We start from the raw sequence: 14,677 nt of genomic DNA, 5'->3' as shown, positions 1-14,677 counted from the left end.
CAACAGGATGCGTTTGTCCTCGCCGGTAAGATCGCCTAAATGGCGGAATTGAAAGCACCGTAATAACGATGATTGAGCAACCTCTGATCCCTGCCAAGGACGTGCCCAGCGACACTGCTGATGTGCCCACGCGTGCGCAGTTCCAGACGACCGACGACAAAGATATGCTGCGCGCCGCGCGCGACCTGACCAAGGATTTGGGCGAAGCACGTGCGGGCGTTTACTGGTCTGACATGCTGATTTCGACCGGTGTCGGATACGCGGGTATCGCAGGCGCGATCTTGTCAGGTAATCTCGCATTATCGGCTGTGTTCGGTCTGGTCGCGGCCTTGGCGCTTTACCGCTCGCTGATGTTCATCCACGAGCTTACACATATTCACCGCGATGCACTGCCCGGCTTTCGCAAGGGCTGGAACCTGCTGGTTGGCATTCCGCTGCTGACCCCCAGCTTCATGTATGAGGGTGTGCATACGATCCACCACACTCGCACACGCTATGGCACGATCGAAGATCCTGAATATCTGCCACTCGCGCTGATGAAGCCGTGGAGCTTGCCCGCTTTTGTGTTGGTCGCGTTTCTCGCGCCAATTGCTCTGATCGTGCGCGCGGCGATCTTGGTGCCATTGGGCGCAATTATCCCGCCGGTTCGCACTTTCGTGTGGGAGCGGTTTTCCGCGCTTTCGATCAATCCTGATTTTCGTCGCAAGCCGCCGAAGGGTGAGCTGTCTCGCCAGGTGAAATGGCAAGAGGCGGGCGTCTTCGTCTGGTCATGGGCGCTGCTCGCCAGCACGCAGGTGTTTGGCTGGCAACCACTCCTGATCGCGCTTGCTATTCTGTCACTCACTGCGGTTCTCAACCAGCTACGCACATTGGTGGCGCATTTGTGGGAGAACGAAGGTGAGCCGATGACGGTGACCGCGCAATTCCTCGACAGCGTGAATGTGCCGCCTCCCGGCCCGATTGCCGAGGTCTGGGCGCCTGTTGGTCTGCGTTATCATGCGCTCCACCATCTTATGCCGTCCATGCCCTATCACGACCTGCCAGAGGCGCATCGGCGGCTGGCGGCGGAGTTCGGTGCAGGTTCAACCTATTCCGGCGCAAACCATCCCGGCCTGCTGCCGCTGGTTGGCCGGATCGCGCGCAGCACTATGATGCGCTGAGCGGCGACGGCTAAGGCTACTGAACTGGGTCAGCCTTTATCAGTTTGGACGCTTTGGCATCGATCTCTTGCGAGCTTTCGCCGCGGATCATCGTGTCAGAACCGCTCGCTGCGTCCCCGCCATAATCTGGCCCGCTGGTGATGTTGAGGCCTGAGACCGCATCATTGCCGCTGCTGCTGCCGCCGCCATCGGCCGCATCCTCTGCGCCCACGCCGAGAGCCATCTCTTCATCGGTCGGCGCATCGACATCCTCTAGCGGGATTAACTCTGCTGAGGCCTCAGCGGTTTCATCATTGCCATTGCCGCAGGCTGACAGCAGCATGGCCGCGCCCAATGCGCCGATGAGTTGAATGCACTTCATTTTTGTCCTCCCAAGGCTTGGCGCTCAGCTTAGGCAGGAAGGCGGGTGTGTTTAAACCGGCTTGCGGCAAAGCGTGGCTGAAAGCGCTCATGACCACCGCGAGGTCGCTCAATCGAGGAAATGGATCATCGCACAGCGGCTCTCGGCGGGAATGCCTAAAGCGACGGCACCCTCCAGCGATTCAGCCAAATGCGGGCGCCCTTCAAAATTCTCTACCTCAACAAAGCCATGCCGCGCATAAAACGGCGCGTTCCAAGCGATATCGCGAAACGTATTGAGTGTGATCGCCTTGAAGCCGGAGTTGCGCGCATCAATTTTCAAAGCGCCCAGCAGGGTTGCACCAATCCCTTGCCTCTGGTGTTGTCGTGATACGCTGAGCTCGTGCAAATGCAGTTCCCTGCGAACTGGGCCAGCTTCAGCAAAGCCGACGATTTCCTCGCCAGCTACGGCGGTCAGCGAGCGTCCATGCGCTATCGCTTTGATGTGATGCTCGACGCTGGATGTAGGCGGGATCGGAATGCCCTCCAGCTCAGGAGCCTGGCGCAATAGTTCCGCCGCATCATCTTCGACACGAAAGAAGTGCTCTGCATCCTCTTTGCACGAGAGGCGAATGGAGAACCCGCTCATTCCTCGGTCCGTATGAGAACGGTCTCACCCACAAGGAAGAACAGGAAGAACGGAGCCCATGCGGCCAGGAACGGCGGATACCCGCCAAAGCTGCCCATCGCCAGTGCGGCATTGTCGACCACGAAATAGGCGAAGCCCAGACCCATGCCGATGATCGCGCGCACGAACAATTGACCTGATCGGGCGAGGCCAAAGGCGGCGATTGCACCCAGCAGCGGCATCAGAAATGCGGATAGCGGGCCGGACAATTTGTGCCACCATTTGGCTTTCATTTCTGAGGTTCGTCGGCCAGCGGCCTCATAGGCATCGATTGTTTCTGACAGCTCGAAGAAGGACAAAGCCTCTGGATCGATCGATTCCAGGCCAATCCGCTCTGGCGAGATGCTTGTTCCGACGGTCAGGTTTTCCAGCGGCTGACTGTCCGCGCTGCCAACCTCAAAGCTCACTGGATTTTCCAGTTTCCAGCCGGGGTTGGCATAGACAGCGCGCGGCGCACGCACTTGCTGGCGAATGATGCCGCCCGGTGCGCGCTCATACCAGGTGACATTGGTCATGGTGATTTGTTCGCCCGTGCCGCTGAGGCTGGCGGCAGACAAAATGCTAGAACCATCGGTGAGATAAACGTTGGCCTTAATGCTGGAGGCCTCTGGTATCGGACCATAATCGGCTGCCTCCCAGGCTTTGAGTGTAGCGGTCGCCCGGGTCACTACGCGATCGTGAAAACCGAAGCTGATCACCGAAACCAACGCGGCTGTGAGCAGCAGAGGTGAGAGCACTTGATGTGCAGAGAGGCCAGCGGCCTTCATCGCTACGACCTCGCTGTTTTGGTTCAGCGTCACCAAGGTGATCAGCGTCGCGAGCAGCACAGAATAGGGCAGGAAGCGCGATATTAGCTGAGGAATGCGCAGGCTGGCATATCTCCAGACCTCGCTATCGCCATTGCCAGGCACCGCCAGGATGTCGCCGCTGTTCGACAGCAGGTCGAGCATCATCAACACCAGCACCAGCATCACCAGGACCGCGAGGATCCGCACGACGAACATCTTTGCCAGGTAGAGCGTGAGCGTGCGCGAAGGGAAAAAGTCGAGCTGCATATTGAGGCTATACTCTGCCTATTCCGCTGGTGATGGTTGCGGGTCAGGATCGGGCCCGCGCAGTCGGTGCGGCTTTCGCCGGTCAAACAGCTTGCGCAATCCCTTACCGATTTTGGCAGTGCCAGTTTCCAGCGCGCCAATCGCTTGCCCGCCGGGCACATGGGCGACGCGGTAATACATCCACAGGATCAGCGCGGCGAACACCACAAACGGGCCCCACAATGCGATAATCGGGTCTATCCGGCCCAGCGTCGCAATGTCTTCGCCATATTGATTGATCTTGTGATAGGCGACCACCATCACGATCGAGACGAACACGCCCAACGCGCTGGTCGATCGTTTGGGCGGGATCGCCAATGCCACCGCCAGCAGCGGCATCAGGAACATCATAACCACCTCGACCAATCGGAAGTGAAAGCTCGCCTGGCTGGCGTCACGGTCCAGCTCTGCGACATTGTCATCTGACCATCCGATCCTGAGCAATTCGGGCAGGATGTATTCTCGCTCCGCATCGCCGCGCGCACGAAATTCCTCAATCGCGGGCAGGTCTATGGGCAGGTCATGGCGGCTGAAGGACAGAACGCGCGGGGTCTCGCTGCCGGTGTCTTGTACGATGGTGCCTTCGGACAGGCGCAGGATGATCGTGTTGGGATCGTCGCTGGTCGCCAGAAACGCGCCTTCGCGGGCGCTGATCGACAGCACTTGATCCTGAGAGTTTGAGACACGGGCAAAGATGCCGATCAACCGCCGTCCTTCGTCTTCGCTTTCCTCAATTCGCAAAGCCATGCGGTCGGCCAGAGTGTTGAATTCGCCAACCTTTATCGATGCACCGAGCGCGCCAGAGCGCAGCTCAAATTCCATCTGCTCGTAATAATATCGGCTGATCGGCTGGACATAAAACACCAGCGCCACATTGATCGCCACCAGTACGCATGTGATCGCATAGGGAACACGCAGCAGCCGCCAATAGCTGAGGCCGACGGCACGCATCACATCGAGCTCGCTGGAGGTCGCCAGTTTTCTAAAGGCAAGCAGAATACCGAGCAGCAGGCCCAGCGGGATCGCGAGGCTGGCATATTCCGGGATCAGCGCGCCCAGCATCTTAAAAACAACGCCAATCGGGCCGCCCTCAACCGCGACAAAATCGAACAATCGCAGCATTTTGTCGAGCATCAGCAGCGAGGCGGCGAGCGCAAACACGCCCAGCATTGGAAACACCACCAGCCGGAAGATATATCGATCAATACTGGGAAAAGCGTTGAGCACGGGAGCTTAGCTGGCTTTCACATCCAAAGGTTTCGCGGCGTGTTCGCGCGGGTAATTGCCCTAGCGAAGCGGTGTCTTATCAAGGCCCATAGCGAGGTTTTTGACCGGGGTCATCTGCCGTCTGCGTAAGCGTCGTGGATGTATGGCTTCTGACTGATCGGGCAGGGTAGCTGCACGGTCTGAGAGTAGCAGCCCCATACCGCAAGGCTCACCAGAACCGGCTGCCGGGAATGCCTTTGAACGGGCTCGACCTCATATTGGCTTATCCAGCCGCCATAAAATCCCCCTGGTTGCGGCGTGATCTGTTCACCATCAACCATGCATTGGTCGAAGAAGTTGGGATAGAAGGCGATATAGTCAGCGATTTTCTCAAATGCGGGCGTGGGCGAGAGGTAGGACCAAGCGGCCTCCTCCAGCTGCTCCTCGCCAATGGTCACATCCCAATAGTTTGCCTGCCCCTTCCACTCAGATAGAGAGCGGCGCGGATTGGGGCTGAAATGCTCCATCGCGATGTCTGCCTGCGGCAGGTAATAGGTTGGTGGGTGGCTGGTTTCGAGCGTGCGGAAAGCGGCCGTGGTATCGGCCAATGTGACACCGCGATGCACGATCGCAATCCGGCGGGTGGTCGGCTCCGCGATGGCTGGGCGCGGATAGCCCCAAACGCTTTCCTGGTTTTCGCCGACCGGATCGGGTTGTGGATGGTGGGCTGCCCCATAAGGCTAGCGGGCTGCGCGCTCAGTGGCTCGCGCTACCCTCACGCCTTTTCAAGCGTGCATTGCAGCGGGTGCTGGTGCTGCTTGGCAAAATCCATCACCTGATTGACCTTCGTCTCGGCCACTTCATAGGGGAAGATCCCACACACGCCGACGCCCTTTTGATGCACATGCAGCATCACCCGCGTCGCTTGCTCCAAATCCATCGAGAAGAAGCGCTTCAGAACCATCACTACGAATTCCATCGGGGTGTAGTCATCGTTCAGCAGCAGCACTTTGTATTGGCTGGGTTTCTTTGGCTTTGTGCGAGTTTTGGTCGCGACACCAACTTCGCTCTCCGACCCGTCATCGCTGTCATCGCTCAGCCGACAATTGCGGCGGCAATAGAGGTGTGGTCGCATGGCTGAGGGTGAGAAGCAGAGTGTCAGTCATCATGATGTGCAATATCGGAAAGGTTGGTCCATCTGCAAGGTGCCTTGCGCAACCTTAAGGTTTTACCAAGACGATTTGCCTGATTGCCGTACAGTTTCTGCGCATTCGCGGCGCAGGCATGCTCATTTCAGTGCTTAAAAATAAGGGGGCCGGACAAACCATGATGGTCTATCCGGCCCGGCGCTTTCGCGCGTTTTCGAGAGCCAGTTGGGAGAGTGGAGAGGCTGGCTCTGAAAAGCTCTTTGTTCAAATTCGAATGTTCGAATTAGGCAGCTTTCGAGACTTTCTCAGCAGCTACGCTAACGCGGTTCGAAATTGGTGCGAACGCTTCGTTGTAAAGCTTCACCCATGCTTCGGTGCGCTTGGAACCGTAAGAGACAACCGCGTCAAAGTTGCGGCGGGTCAATTCGCCCTGCATCTGGATCAGTTCGGTTGGCGACTTAACCGAAGCCATTTTTTTCACGTCTCCGGTGACGGTTTCAACGACGGTCTTGCCGGTTTCAACTTGCTCGCGGCCCATGTCTTGCATGCCAGCAAGCAGGATCTTGCCCGATTCAACGACGGCATCGACATTGGCTTTGTTGAACTCGCCAACTTCGCTTGCCAGCTCAGTGCCCTTGGCAGCGGCGGTCTTTACGCGGGTTTGGACGTCAGCGGCCAATTCTTTGGCAGTCGCGGTGATGTCGGTGTTCTTGGCAGTGGCCATGATGGTGTCCTTCAGTTTGATGACTGGATTGGTATCTGTGGTCTTCGCTGCGGCTTTTGCTGGTGCCTTCTTGGCAGCAGGCTTCTTCGCAGCGGTCTTTTTAGTGGCGACCTTCTTAGGGGCTGCCTTGCGCGCCGCTGGCTTCTTTTTCGCAGCGGTCTTCTTCGCGGCTGCCTTTTTCTTGGCAGGTGCTTTTTTCGCCGCAGTCTTCTTAGCAGCAGGAGCAGCGGCCGCTTTTTTCACCACCGCTGCCTTTGGGGTCGGCTTCGGTGCGTCGGCGTCAACCGCCTTTGGAGCAGATGTTTCGCTGACAGTCTTCTTTGTAGCAGCTTCGGCATATGCCTTCTCAGCAGCAGCATCAATCTTAGATGGGGCGTTGGTAGCCATAGTAACCTCACTTTATGTTGCACTGCACAAAATAGTGATTGCAACTGCGAAGTCAAGCATTTTTTGTGCACTGCACAATAGGTGAATAAATAGCTTTAAAGCAGATATTTAGCGGGTTTTAACGTAGCGTCCGGGCGCATCTTCGATGACTGTATCACCGCGCCCACCAGGCTTGCGCTTGCCCTTTACAGGTACTTTTTCCGGCGCCTGCTGGTCCAGCCAGCCCAGCCAATGCGGCCACCAACTGCCCGGATGCTCTTCTGCACTCTCGACGAAGGCTTTGAGTGATCCTGCTTCGCTATCACCTAGCCAATATTGATACTTACCCGCTGCCGGAGGGTTCACGACGCCAGCGATATGACCGGAGCCGACGAGCAGGAACTCCATCGGTCCGTTGAAATGTTCGGTCAGGCGCCACACGCTTTCCGCTGGCGCGATGTGATCTTCCTTACCGGCTTGGACAAAGCTGGGCGTTTTGACCTGCGTCAGATCAATCGGTGTGCCGTCGGCCGACAGCGCATCTGGCACCACCAGCTTATTGTCGCGGTAGAGGTCGCGCAGATAGCCATTGTGCCATTTGGACGGCAGGTTGGTGACGTCGCCGTTCCAATGCAGCAGGTCAAAGGCGGGATAATCCTCGCCCAGCAGGTAATTGTTGACGACGTAATTCCAGATCAGGTCCTTGCCGCGCAGCGCGTTAAAGGTCGCCGCAAGATAGCGGCCATCGAGATAGCCCTTGGGAGAGAGCGTATCGATCATTTCCAGATGGCCGTCTTTGATGAAGTGTTTCAGCTCTCCGCTCTTCTCAAAGTCCACTTGCGCGGTGAAGAATGTCGCTGATTTGACTTTGTCCGCCTCGCCGCGGCGCTCCAGCACAGCCAATGTCGCAGCCAGCGTGGTGCCTGCTACGCAATAGCCGATCGTATGCACTGCGGGAACGGACAGGCGCTCTCTCACCAGATCGATCGCTTCGATCTGTGAGCGGATATAATCATCCCATACAACTTCACCCATGCTCTCATCGGCAGACTTCCAACTGACCACGAATACGGTCAGGCCCTGATCAACGGCCCATTTGATGAAGCTCTTTTTTGGTGTCAGGTCGAGGATGTAGAACCGGTTGATCCATGGCGGGAAGATCACCAGCGGTACGTCATAGATGTCTTTGGTCGATGGGCTGTATTGAATCAGCTGAAACAGATCGGTTTCGTGCACGACCTTGCCGGGGCTCGCGGCCAGGTTCTCACCCAGGGTAAAGGCATTGGCATCTGTATGGGTTAGCTGCCCGCGCTTAAGATCTGTGATGAGGTGTTTCATCCCGCGCACCAGATTTTGTCCGCGCGTCTCAACCGTGCGCTTCATCACAACCGGATTGGTGAGCAGAAAATTGTCCGGGCTCATCGCCTCCGCCAGAGCGGTCACTGCAAATTCCAACTGGCGGCGTTTTTCCTTGTCGACGCCTTTCATCGATTTGACGGAAGCTTGGAAATGCTCCGCAAGCATCAGATAAGTCTGGTGCAGCAGAGCAAAGGCGGGATACTCACTCCACGCTGGATCGGCGAAGCGGCGGTCTTTGCGCGGCAGTTGCGGCTCGCCTTTAGAGGCGGCCGCGACGCCGCCAGCCATAGGCGCAGCGAACCGGCCCATTACGCCTTGCCACAATTGCAGCGATTCCTGAGCAAGCTTGGCCGACGCCTCCAGCGGATTGGTCGGTGCTTGCTTCAAAAGGCTTTGCGTCATCAGCATCCACTGTGCTGGATCCAAAGGATTGCTGCCTTGCGTCACCTTCTTTGCGGTTTCACTGGCCTGATAGGCGGCAAATTCGAGCCACATTTTCTGCAGCTCCGAACTGGCTTTGGCCCATTCGGCCAGCTCGCCAGCAGAGGGTGTTTTGCTAAATAGGCCGCCGCTGTTCTCGCCGCCAATGCTGTCTGCGCCCGGCGCGCCGTTGCTGGTCGCTTGCGAAAACATCTCTCGCATCGCCTCGCTCTGCATATCGAAAAAGGCGCGAAATGGTTCGCCGCCCCCTAGCATTGTGTTGGAGGGATCGTCTTGTGACATGGCCGTTTGTGCTCCGCTTTCCCAACTCACCATAGGGGGTTCTCTGACGTTCCCCAGCAGAATAGCGAAATTGCCTTCCCACTTCGACCGTTAATCGCCTAAACTGATTCGTGCTCCTGTCGCTATGATGATTGCGCAAAACTGGGTAAGGATCGCAATGAACGACCAATTCTACCGTATGAAGCGGCTGCCGCCGTACGTAATCGCTGAAGTTAATGCGATGCGTCACGAAGCGCGCTCGGCAGGTAAGGACATTATTGATCTGGGTATGGGAAACCCGGATCAACCTCCGCCTCAACACGTGATAGACAAATTGTGCGAAGTCGCCGCGAAACCCAATGCGCATGGCTATTCGCAGTCCAAAGGCATTCCGGGTCTGCGCAAGGCTCAGGCGAATTATTATGGTCGCCGCTTCGGGGTCGATCTCGACCCTGAGAGCGAAGTCGTGGTTACTATGGGATCGAAGGAAGGGCTAGGCAGTCTCGCCAATGCGATCACTGCGCCGGGTGACGTCGTCCTTGCACCGAATCCATCATACCCGATCCACACCTTTGGCTTCATCATTGCAGGGGCGACTATTCGCGCGATCCCAACGACGCCTGACGAAGATTATTGGCGCTCGCTCGAAAGTGCGATGAACTTCACCGTGCCACGCCCCAGCGTGCTGGTTGTGAGCTATCCTTCAAACCCAACGGCAGAAGTTGTCGACCTTGCATTTTATGAGCGGCTGGTTGCTTGGGCGCGCGAGAACAAGGTTTGGGTCCTGTCCGACCTTGCGTACTCAGAGCTCTATTATGACGACAATCCAACGCCCTCCATCATGCAGGTGAAAGGGGCAAAAGACGTCGCGGTTGAGTTTACCAGCATGTCAAAGACGTATTCGATGGCTGGCTGGCGAATGGGCTTTGCGGTCGGTAATAAGCAGCTGATTGCCGCTTTGACCCGGGTGAAATCCTATCTCGATTATGGTGCATTTACGCCGATCCAGGCGGCGGCTTGCGCTGCGCTCAATGGCCCGCAAGACATCGTTGAAAGCAATCGCAACCTCTATCGCAAACGCCGCGATGTGATGGTGGAGGCGTTTGGCCGCGCGGGCTGGGACATTCCGTCACCATCGGCTTCTATGTTTGCCTGGGCGCCTTTGCCGCCATCGCTCGCGGAGATGGGCAGCCTTGAATTTTCCAAAAAACTGCTGACCGAGGCGGAGGTCGCTGTTGCTCCTGGCGTTGGTTACGGAGAGGAAGGTGAAGGCTTTGTACGCATTGCGATGGTCGAAAATGAGCAGCGGCTGAGGCAAGCGGCGAGAAACATTAAAAAGTATTTTGCCTCGCTTGGTCTCAACGCGGGGGCGTCTTGAGATAGAGAATGGCTCAAAGAGAAATTCTTGAGTTTGGTTCGGAGCGGAATGGCTTGGCGAGCGTTTTTCGCAAAAGCACTGCCGATTTGAGGAGAGGCAAATGCCATCCGCCGACCCACGGCCATTAACCGATCGGCAGCGTGACGTTATCGAGCGGATTGATCGGCGCGTCCCGATCAAAGTTATTGCTCAGGAGATGGGGGTTTCTGAGACCCGCATCAATCAGCATATCAGGGCTCTTAAAGACGTCTATGAAGCTGGCAGCCTAAATGAGCTGGTTGAGAAATATCGCGCGACGAAGCCTTCACCATCCGGATCAGGGGCAGGCGAAGGCAGCCCGGGTGTGAAGCCATTTATTGGTCCGGTTCAATTCCCCGGGCAGATGGGCTTCCCGGGAACCAGCGAAAGCAAGATTTCGCTCGGCATTTTTGATGGCCGCTATGGGGTCTTGGCCCGGCTAGCAGCGGTTGTTGGGATCGCCTTCGGTGTCCTTCTTGCTGTTATCTTGGCGCTTAGCGCCGCTCAGGCGCTCAGCGATATCATGGACGCTAGCGCTTAAAGCACCCCCGCAAATCTGGGAGGTTTAGGGTGGGCCGCCACACTGTTAGTGCCCGAAGAGATGGGCGTTTCTGAATGGCGCCCACAGTGCTTTCAAAGAAAATCACGCCACAGATATGCGCAAGTAATTGATGTACTTGACATTTGAAAAATGCCGAGCTGAGGCCGGGAACGAATTCATTGTACATTCCTTTAAGATGCATAATACCGAACATAGTTAAGATAGCGGATGGCGTTAATACTTCGCCTATTCTGTCTGTAGGCCGAATTCAGGGGCGGTTGTACAATGTGGGGTGCTGCATCATGGAGTGGGCCGTGAGCTCGATCGCAGCCTATAATCTGGTGCCTGATGGCGACGCGCTGATCCCCAGATTTCGGGAGGCGGGTGATCTAACACTGGACCTTTTCCATCGCGATGGCCGGATCGAGGATCGCTGGCTCGGGCTTCATCCGCGTGAATTTGAACTGCTGTGGCGGCTCGCTGAAGAGCCGCAGGTTACATTATCGCGAGAGCAATTGCTCGCCGATGTTTGGCGCATAATGTACGAACCAGAGACCAATAGTGTTGCCGTCCACGTCGCCCGTGTTCGGGCAAAACTGGCTGGTTTCGATCTGGCGCACATCCTGGTGACGGATGAAAACCGTGGGTACTTCCTCGATGTTCCCGCTGAACCGGGTGTGTTCAAATTTTCTAATGAAACGTCGGAGCATGACGAGAACGAAGTCAGCGGCAAACCCTAAGGTGTGTCTGGACTTGAGGAACGCCTTGCGGCAGTCTTTTGGTAGATGAGGCGGAGCGCCCGTTTCCTAGACCTTGAGGGAAAAGACAATGTCCGAAGCTGCTGCAATGACTTCCAATGATCGCATTGCGATTGAGCTGAGTGATGATGGGGTGGCGCAGGTGCGCTTTACTCGCGGCGACAAAATGAATGCACTCGATCCTGAGATGTTTCAGCGGATCATTGAGGCGAGCAGCCAATTGCAGCGGATGAAGGGCCTGAGGGCGGTTGTCCTATCCGGTGAAGGCCGTGCGTTTTGCGCTGGGCTCGACCTGTCGAATTTCTCGCGGCCACCCAGTCCGGATGAACCGGAATTGACCGAGCGGACCTATGGCAATGCCAACAAGTTTCAGCAGGTGGCCATGCAATGGCACAAGCTACCTGTGCCGGTGATTGCGGCGGTGCATGGCGTGTGCTTTGGCGGGGGATTGCAGATTGCCAGCGGTGCTGACATTCGCGTGGTCCATCCTGAGACCCGTATGGCCATCATGGAGATGAAATGGGGCCTGGTGCCGGACATGGGTGGCTATGCCCTGTGGCGCGGGCTGGTGCGTGATGATGTGTTGCGTGAGCTTATTTATACCAATCGCGAGTTTTCCGGAGCGGAGGCGCATCAACTGGGCCTTGCAACCCACGTTGACGAAGATCCGGTCGCGCGCGCCACTCTGATCGCCAGCGAGATTGCCAATCGCAATCCCCATGCGATCCGGGCAGCCAAACGGTTGCAAGCAGGTATGCTGGAAAGCGACACCGATACGATCCTGATGGAGGAAAGCATTGAGCAGCACGGGATCATGCGCACCAAAAATCAGGTCGAGGCGGTGATGGCTGGCATGGAAAAGCGCAAGGCCAATTTCGACGATGTGTGAAGCTGCGGCTTAACCCGCCTGCTGCGCTAGCCAAACACCGCGACGCATTGCAGCCCGTCCAGCATCTGGCGACCTTGGCTGTTCCACATCCGTAGTCGCTCTGAGGAATAACCATCGTCGGCGTGCTGGCTGGCGTTTTCGGCCAGATACCAGCCATCGGGATTGCTCGCCTCTGGTTCCAGCACATTAAACGACCAGTTGATCGAGCTGATCGGCCCCATTCGCTGCATAATCCGCATCGCACCGGGCGGCATCACATCCCCCATCAACACCAATTGGCTGACGGTGTCGAGGCTGTGGTCTTCGGTCAGCCGCGCCCATCGACGCACGGTCGCGCCGTGGTCTTTGCCTTTGTCCTGGCCAAAACGCACATCGAAATTTTTCTGGATGAAGGCTAGCGCCTGCCCGGCCATCGCTTGGGCCGCTTCCTCAGGGCCGCCGGGCCAATCGTCTGGCGGGCTGGAGGGGCGCAGCGCATTGGGATCGCGGCCGGTACCGAACAGCCAGAAGCCGGTAAGCGCGACTTTCCCTTCGCTTAAAATTTCGCTGCGGACTTGAGTGACATTGCGCCCCTGCCGGATAATTTCAGCCTTCAGTTCGATCTCTTCGCCGATCGGCGCGACAAAGCCGATTTGCGCAGCCCTTAGCGGGGGCAGATCAGGAAAGGCACGCACTGCCATGGTGTATCCCACCAGCGCTGACGCGCCGCCATATAGAGTGCGTCCCTGCATCCAGTCGCTGGCATGCTCCAGGCGGGCGGGGCCGGGCTTGCCGGTGATCGGTTCGAGAAGGCTCGCGATAGTCATGGCTATCATCTCTGCCGCGCCAAAGTGCTTGCGTCCAGATTGCCCTTACGGAAACTCGCTCGCTTCGCGCAAAGGGCACAAGGCGCATTGCCTTTGCCGCCGCGAATCGCTAGTGCGCGCGCTCCGCAGGTCGTAAGACCAAAAGGGTTGGCCCGATGGCGGAGTGGTGACGCAGCGGATTGCAAATCCGTGTACGCCGGTTCGATTCCGGCTCGGGCCTCCATCTTTCCCTTGGGAAGATACATATCTGGGTGGTTCGCCACTATCACCCACCGGCGCCGCTTTAGCTCAGGTGGTAGAGCACATCATTCGTAATGATGGGGTCAGAGGTTCGAGTCCTCTAAGCGGCACCAGTTTTCTAAGATATTGAAATATATAGAGATGTGATAGAGGCTCTGTAGCAGTCTCTGTAGCAATGGCTGTTGCATTGCTAACCTATCTGGCTGTTAAACCTTGCGGTCAAAGTTGAAGCGCGACAGGGTTCCAGCCTGCTGTGGTTTGTCCTGGTGCGAAATACGCCTCGGAAAGCTGCCACGATGGGCCTTCATAGAAATGGAAAAACCGATGTAGGTCGGAATTTTCACGCATCCCAGCAAAGCCGAACTGAGAGATCATCATGACCCATGTGGCACAAACGGCCTCGATCACAGACTTTAGGTTGCCACGTGCGATCTCTTGCTCTCGGTCATGCTTCACCGCGTTATAGTTATCGAACCATTCAAGCTTATCTCGTTCACCTTGAGGTTTTGCTAGATTGTCAGATGCCCAAGCTGAGAACGGCCTGAAGGTGCCCAACCATGGAAACTTAGCGAGGCTAATCAAATACTCGTTCAATCGCATTGGCGTGGCGAGCTTTTGGTAGTCGCCACGGTTCCAATTTCTTGGTTGTCCGGCATAGTTGTTGGCCTTCAATATCCCTTTCCACTGCGCTTCACATTCTGTGCAACAAAGGAACAACAAGTCGCGAATGGTGTTTCCATACACGCCAAAATTCTCGGCGTGAGGATGGACAACGCTCAGGATTTTCTCGAGCCGTAAGACAATAGTTCTAAGTTGATCGAGAGATAGAAACAGCGGGTCTCTTTGCTCTTGGAGAAGCGGAAGTTCACCCGGTGGGACAAGGTTATGGTGTGGAGCTGGCCGTGCTATTCGCGGATGGAACTGTTCTGGCATCAGCTTCATCCGCTGAATAGCTACCTCTGCGCCGAATCTCTCGTGCCCATCTAAAAACTCACGCAAGGTGAGATGTGGCGAACCAATTATTTGCTCACCAGCTTCACTGTGGGAGAACCCTACGTTGGGCGGAAAGTCTCCAGTTACCCAGACCAGTCGGTTGTCCCGATAAAGCCAGATCGATGCGGATTCCGTAGTATGGAGGCCGAGGTAGCTTCCTTCTGCGTAGTCATCGTCAGTTAGAGCCGTGCGCACCGGACTAAGTTCTGGGCCATCGGTGTTGAATGCTACCATCGCAGTTTCCTTTTAGTATATGTGAGCGCATTCG

15 protein-coding genes and 2 tRNA genes are annotated in these 14,677 nt (G+C 56.6%); 7 read left to right on the top strand and 10 right to left on the bottom strand.

Annotated features, from left to right (window positions below; genetic code table 11):
- The first annotated feature begins 68 nt into the window (after positions 1 to 68).
- Positions 69 to 1,160: a fatty acid desaturase family protein gene (locus AC0V6Z_RS01855; RefSeq protein WP_472639723.1), complete on the top strand. Its 1,092-nt coding sequence runs from the start codon at positions 69 to 71 to the stop codon at positions 1,158 to 1,160.
- A gap of 16 nt (positions 1,161 to 1,176) precedes the next feature.
- Here AC0V6Z_RS01855 and AC0V6Z_RS01850 read toward each other — a convergent pair whose 3' ends face one another.
- The 8 genes from AC0V6Z_RS01850 to AC0V6Z_RS01815 all read right to left on the bottom strand — a co-directional run bounded on the left by AC0V6Z_RS01850 (position 1,177) and on the right by AC0V6Z_RS01815 (position 8,840).
- Positions 1,177 to 1,521 carry a hypothetical protein gene (locus AC0V6Z_RS01850; protein ID WP_472639722.1) on the bottom strand — a complete coding sequence of 115 codons (345 nt, stop codon included), beginning with the start codon at positions 1,519 to 1,521 and terminating at the stop codon, positions 1,177 to 1,179.
- 108 nt (positions 1,522 to 1,629) lie between these two features.
- Positions 1,630 to 2,148: a GNAT family N-acetyltransferase gene (locus AC0V6Z_RS01845; RefSeq protein ID WP_472639721.1), complete on the bottom strand. Its 519-nt coding sequence runs from the start codon at positions 2,146 to 2,148 to the stop codon at positions 1,630 to 1,632.
- Positions 2,145 to 3,242, bottom strand: coding sequence for an LPS export ABC transporter permease LptG (lptG, locus tag AC0V6Z_RS01840; RefSeq protein ID WP_472639720.1), 1,098 nt, complete (start codon positions 3,240 to 3,242; stop codon positions 2,145 to 2,147). The genes AC0V6Z_RS01845 and lptG overlap by 4 nt, the downstream gene beginning before the upstream one ends.
- An 18-nt stretch (positions 3,243 to 3,260) precedes the next feature.
- Entirely contained in the window at positions 3,261 to 4,508 is a 1,248-nt protein-coding gene (lptF, locus tag AC0V6Z_RS01835) for an LPS export ABC transporter permease LptF (protein ID WP_472639719.1), read from the bottom strand.
- A 110-nt stretch (positions 4,509 to 4,618) separates the two neighbouring features.
- Positions 4,619 to 5,095: a DUF427 domain-containing protein gene (locus AC0V6Z_RS01830; protein WP_472639718.1), complete on the bottom strand. Its 477-nt coding sequence runs from the start codon at positions 5,093 to 5,095 to the stop codon at positions 4,619 to 4,621.
- 167 nt (positions 5,096 to 5,262) lie between these two features.
- On the bottom strand, positions 5,263 to 5,622 hold the full coding sequence (gene clpS / locus AC0V6Z_RS01825; RefSeq protein WP_472639717.1) for an ATP-dependent Clp protease adapter ClpS: 360 nt from the start codon (positions 5,620 to 5,622) through the stop codon (positions 5,263 to 5,265).
- A 296-nt stretch (positions 5,623 to 5,918) separates the two neighbouring features.
- Positions 5,919 to 6,746, bottom strand: coding sequence for a phasin family protein (locus AC0V6Z_RS01820; protein ID WP_472639716.1), 828 nt, complete (start codon positions 6,744 to 6,746; stop codon positions 5,919 to 5,921).
- 108 nt (positions 6,747 to 6,854) lie between these two features.
- A complete protein-coding gene (locus AC0V6Z_RS01815) occupies positions 6,855 to 8,840 on the bottom strand; it encodes a PHA/PHB synthase family protein (protein WP_472639715.1) in 1,986 nt (661 codons plus the stop codon).
- A gap of 124 nt (positions 8,841 to 8,964) precedes the next feature.
- Here AC0V6Z_RS01815 and AC0V6Z_RS01810 point away from each other — a divergent pair, with 124 nt between their 5' ends.
- The 4 genes from AC0V6Z_RS01810 to AC0V6Z_RS01795 all read left to right on the top strand — a co-directional run bounded on the left by AC0V6Z_RS01810 (position 8,965) and on the right by AC0V6Z_RS01795 (position 12,370).
- The gene (locus tag AC0V6Z_RS01810; protein WP_472639714.1) at positions 8,965 to 10,164 is read left to right on the top strand and encodes an LL-diaminopimelate aminotransferase; all 1,200 of its coding nucleotides are present in this window, start codon (positions 8,965 to 8,967) and stop codon (positions 10,162 to 10,164) included.
- 100 nt (positions 10,165 to 10,264) lie between these two features.
- Positions 10,265 to 10,723 carry a helix-turn-helix transcriptional regulator gene (locus tag AC0V6Z_RS01805; protein ID WP_472639713.1) on the top strand — a complete coding sequence of 153 codons (459 nt, stop codon included), beginning with the start codon at positions 10,265 to 10,267 and terminating at the stop codon, positions 10,721 to 10,723.
- Between the two features lie 314 nt (positions 10,724 to 11,037).
- Positions 11,038 to 11,463, top strand: a complete 426-nt coding sequence (locus tag AC0V6Z_RS01800; protein WP_472639712.1) for a winged helix-turn-helix domain-containing protein — start codon at positions 11,038 to 11,040, stop codon at positions 11,461 to 11,463.
- Between the two features lie 88 nt (positions 11,464 to 11,551).
- Positions 11,552 to 12,370 (top strand): crotonase/enoyl-CoA hydratase family protein, encoded by an 819-nt coding sequence (locus AC0V6Z_RS01795; protein ID WP_472639711.1) that lies wholly within the window; start codon positions 11,552 to 11,554, stop codon positions 12,368 to 12,370.
- 26 nt (positions 12,371 to 12,396) lie between these two features.
- Here AC0V6Z_RS01795 and AC0V6Z_RS01790 read toward each other — a convergent pair whose 3' ends face one another.
- Complete coding sequence (locus tag AC0V6Z_RS01790; protein ID WP_472639710.1) at positions 12,397 to 13,176, bottom strand: thioesterase family protein; 780 nt, start codon at positions 13,174 to 13,176, stop codon at positions 12,397 to 12,399.
- Positions 13,177 to 13,325: 149 nt separating this feature from the next.
- On the opposite strand from AC0V6Z_RS01790, the gene AC0V6Z_RS01785 reads away from it, so the two are divergent.
- Together AC0V6Z_RS01785 and AC0V6Z_RS01780 are read left to right on the top strand one after the other, a co-directional pair.
- Positions 13,326 to 13,399: transfer RNA gene (locus tag AC0V6Z_RS01785), tRNA-Cys, on the top strand.
- A gap of 54 nt (positions 13,400 to 13,453) precedes the next feature.
- A tRNA-Thr gene (locus tag AC0V6Z_RS01780) sits at positions 13,454 to 13,529 on the top strand.
- A gap of 106 nt (positions 13,530 to 13,635) precedes the next feature.
- Here the strand turns inward: AC0V6Z_RS01780 and AC0V6Z_RS01775 are convergent.
- A complete protein-coding gene (locus tag AC0V6Z_RS01775; protein ID WP_472639709.1) occupies positions 13,636 to 14,643 on the bottom strand; it encodes a hypothetical protein in 1,008 nt (335 codons plus the stop codon).
- Positions 14,644 to 14,677 lie beyond the last annotated feature (34 nt).

It is taken from the genome of Erythrobacter sp. SN6-5, assembly GCF_057364945.1.
Note: the sequence above shows the minus strand (reverse complement) of the source record. Positions and strands in the feature narration are given on the sequence as shown.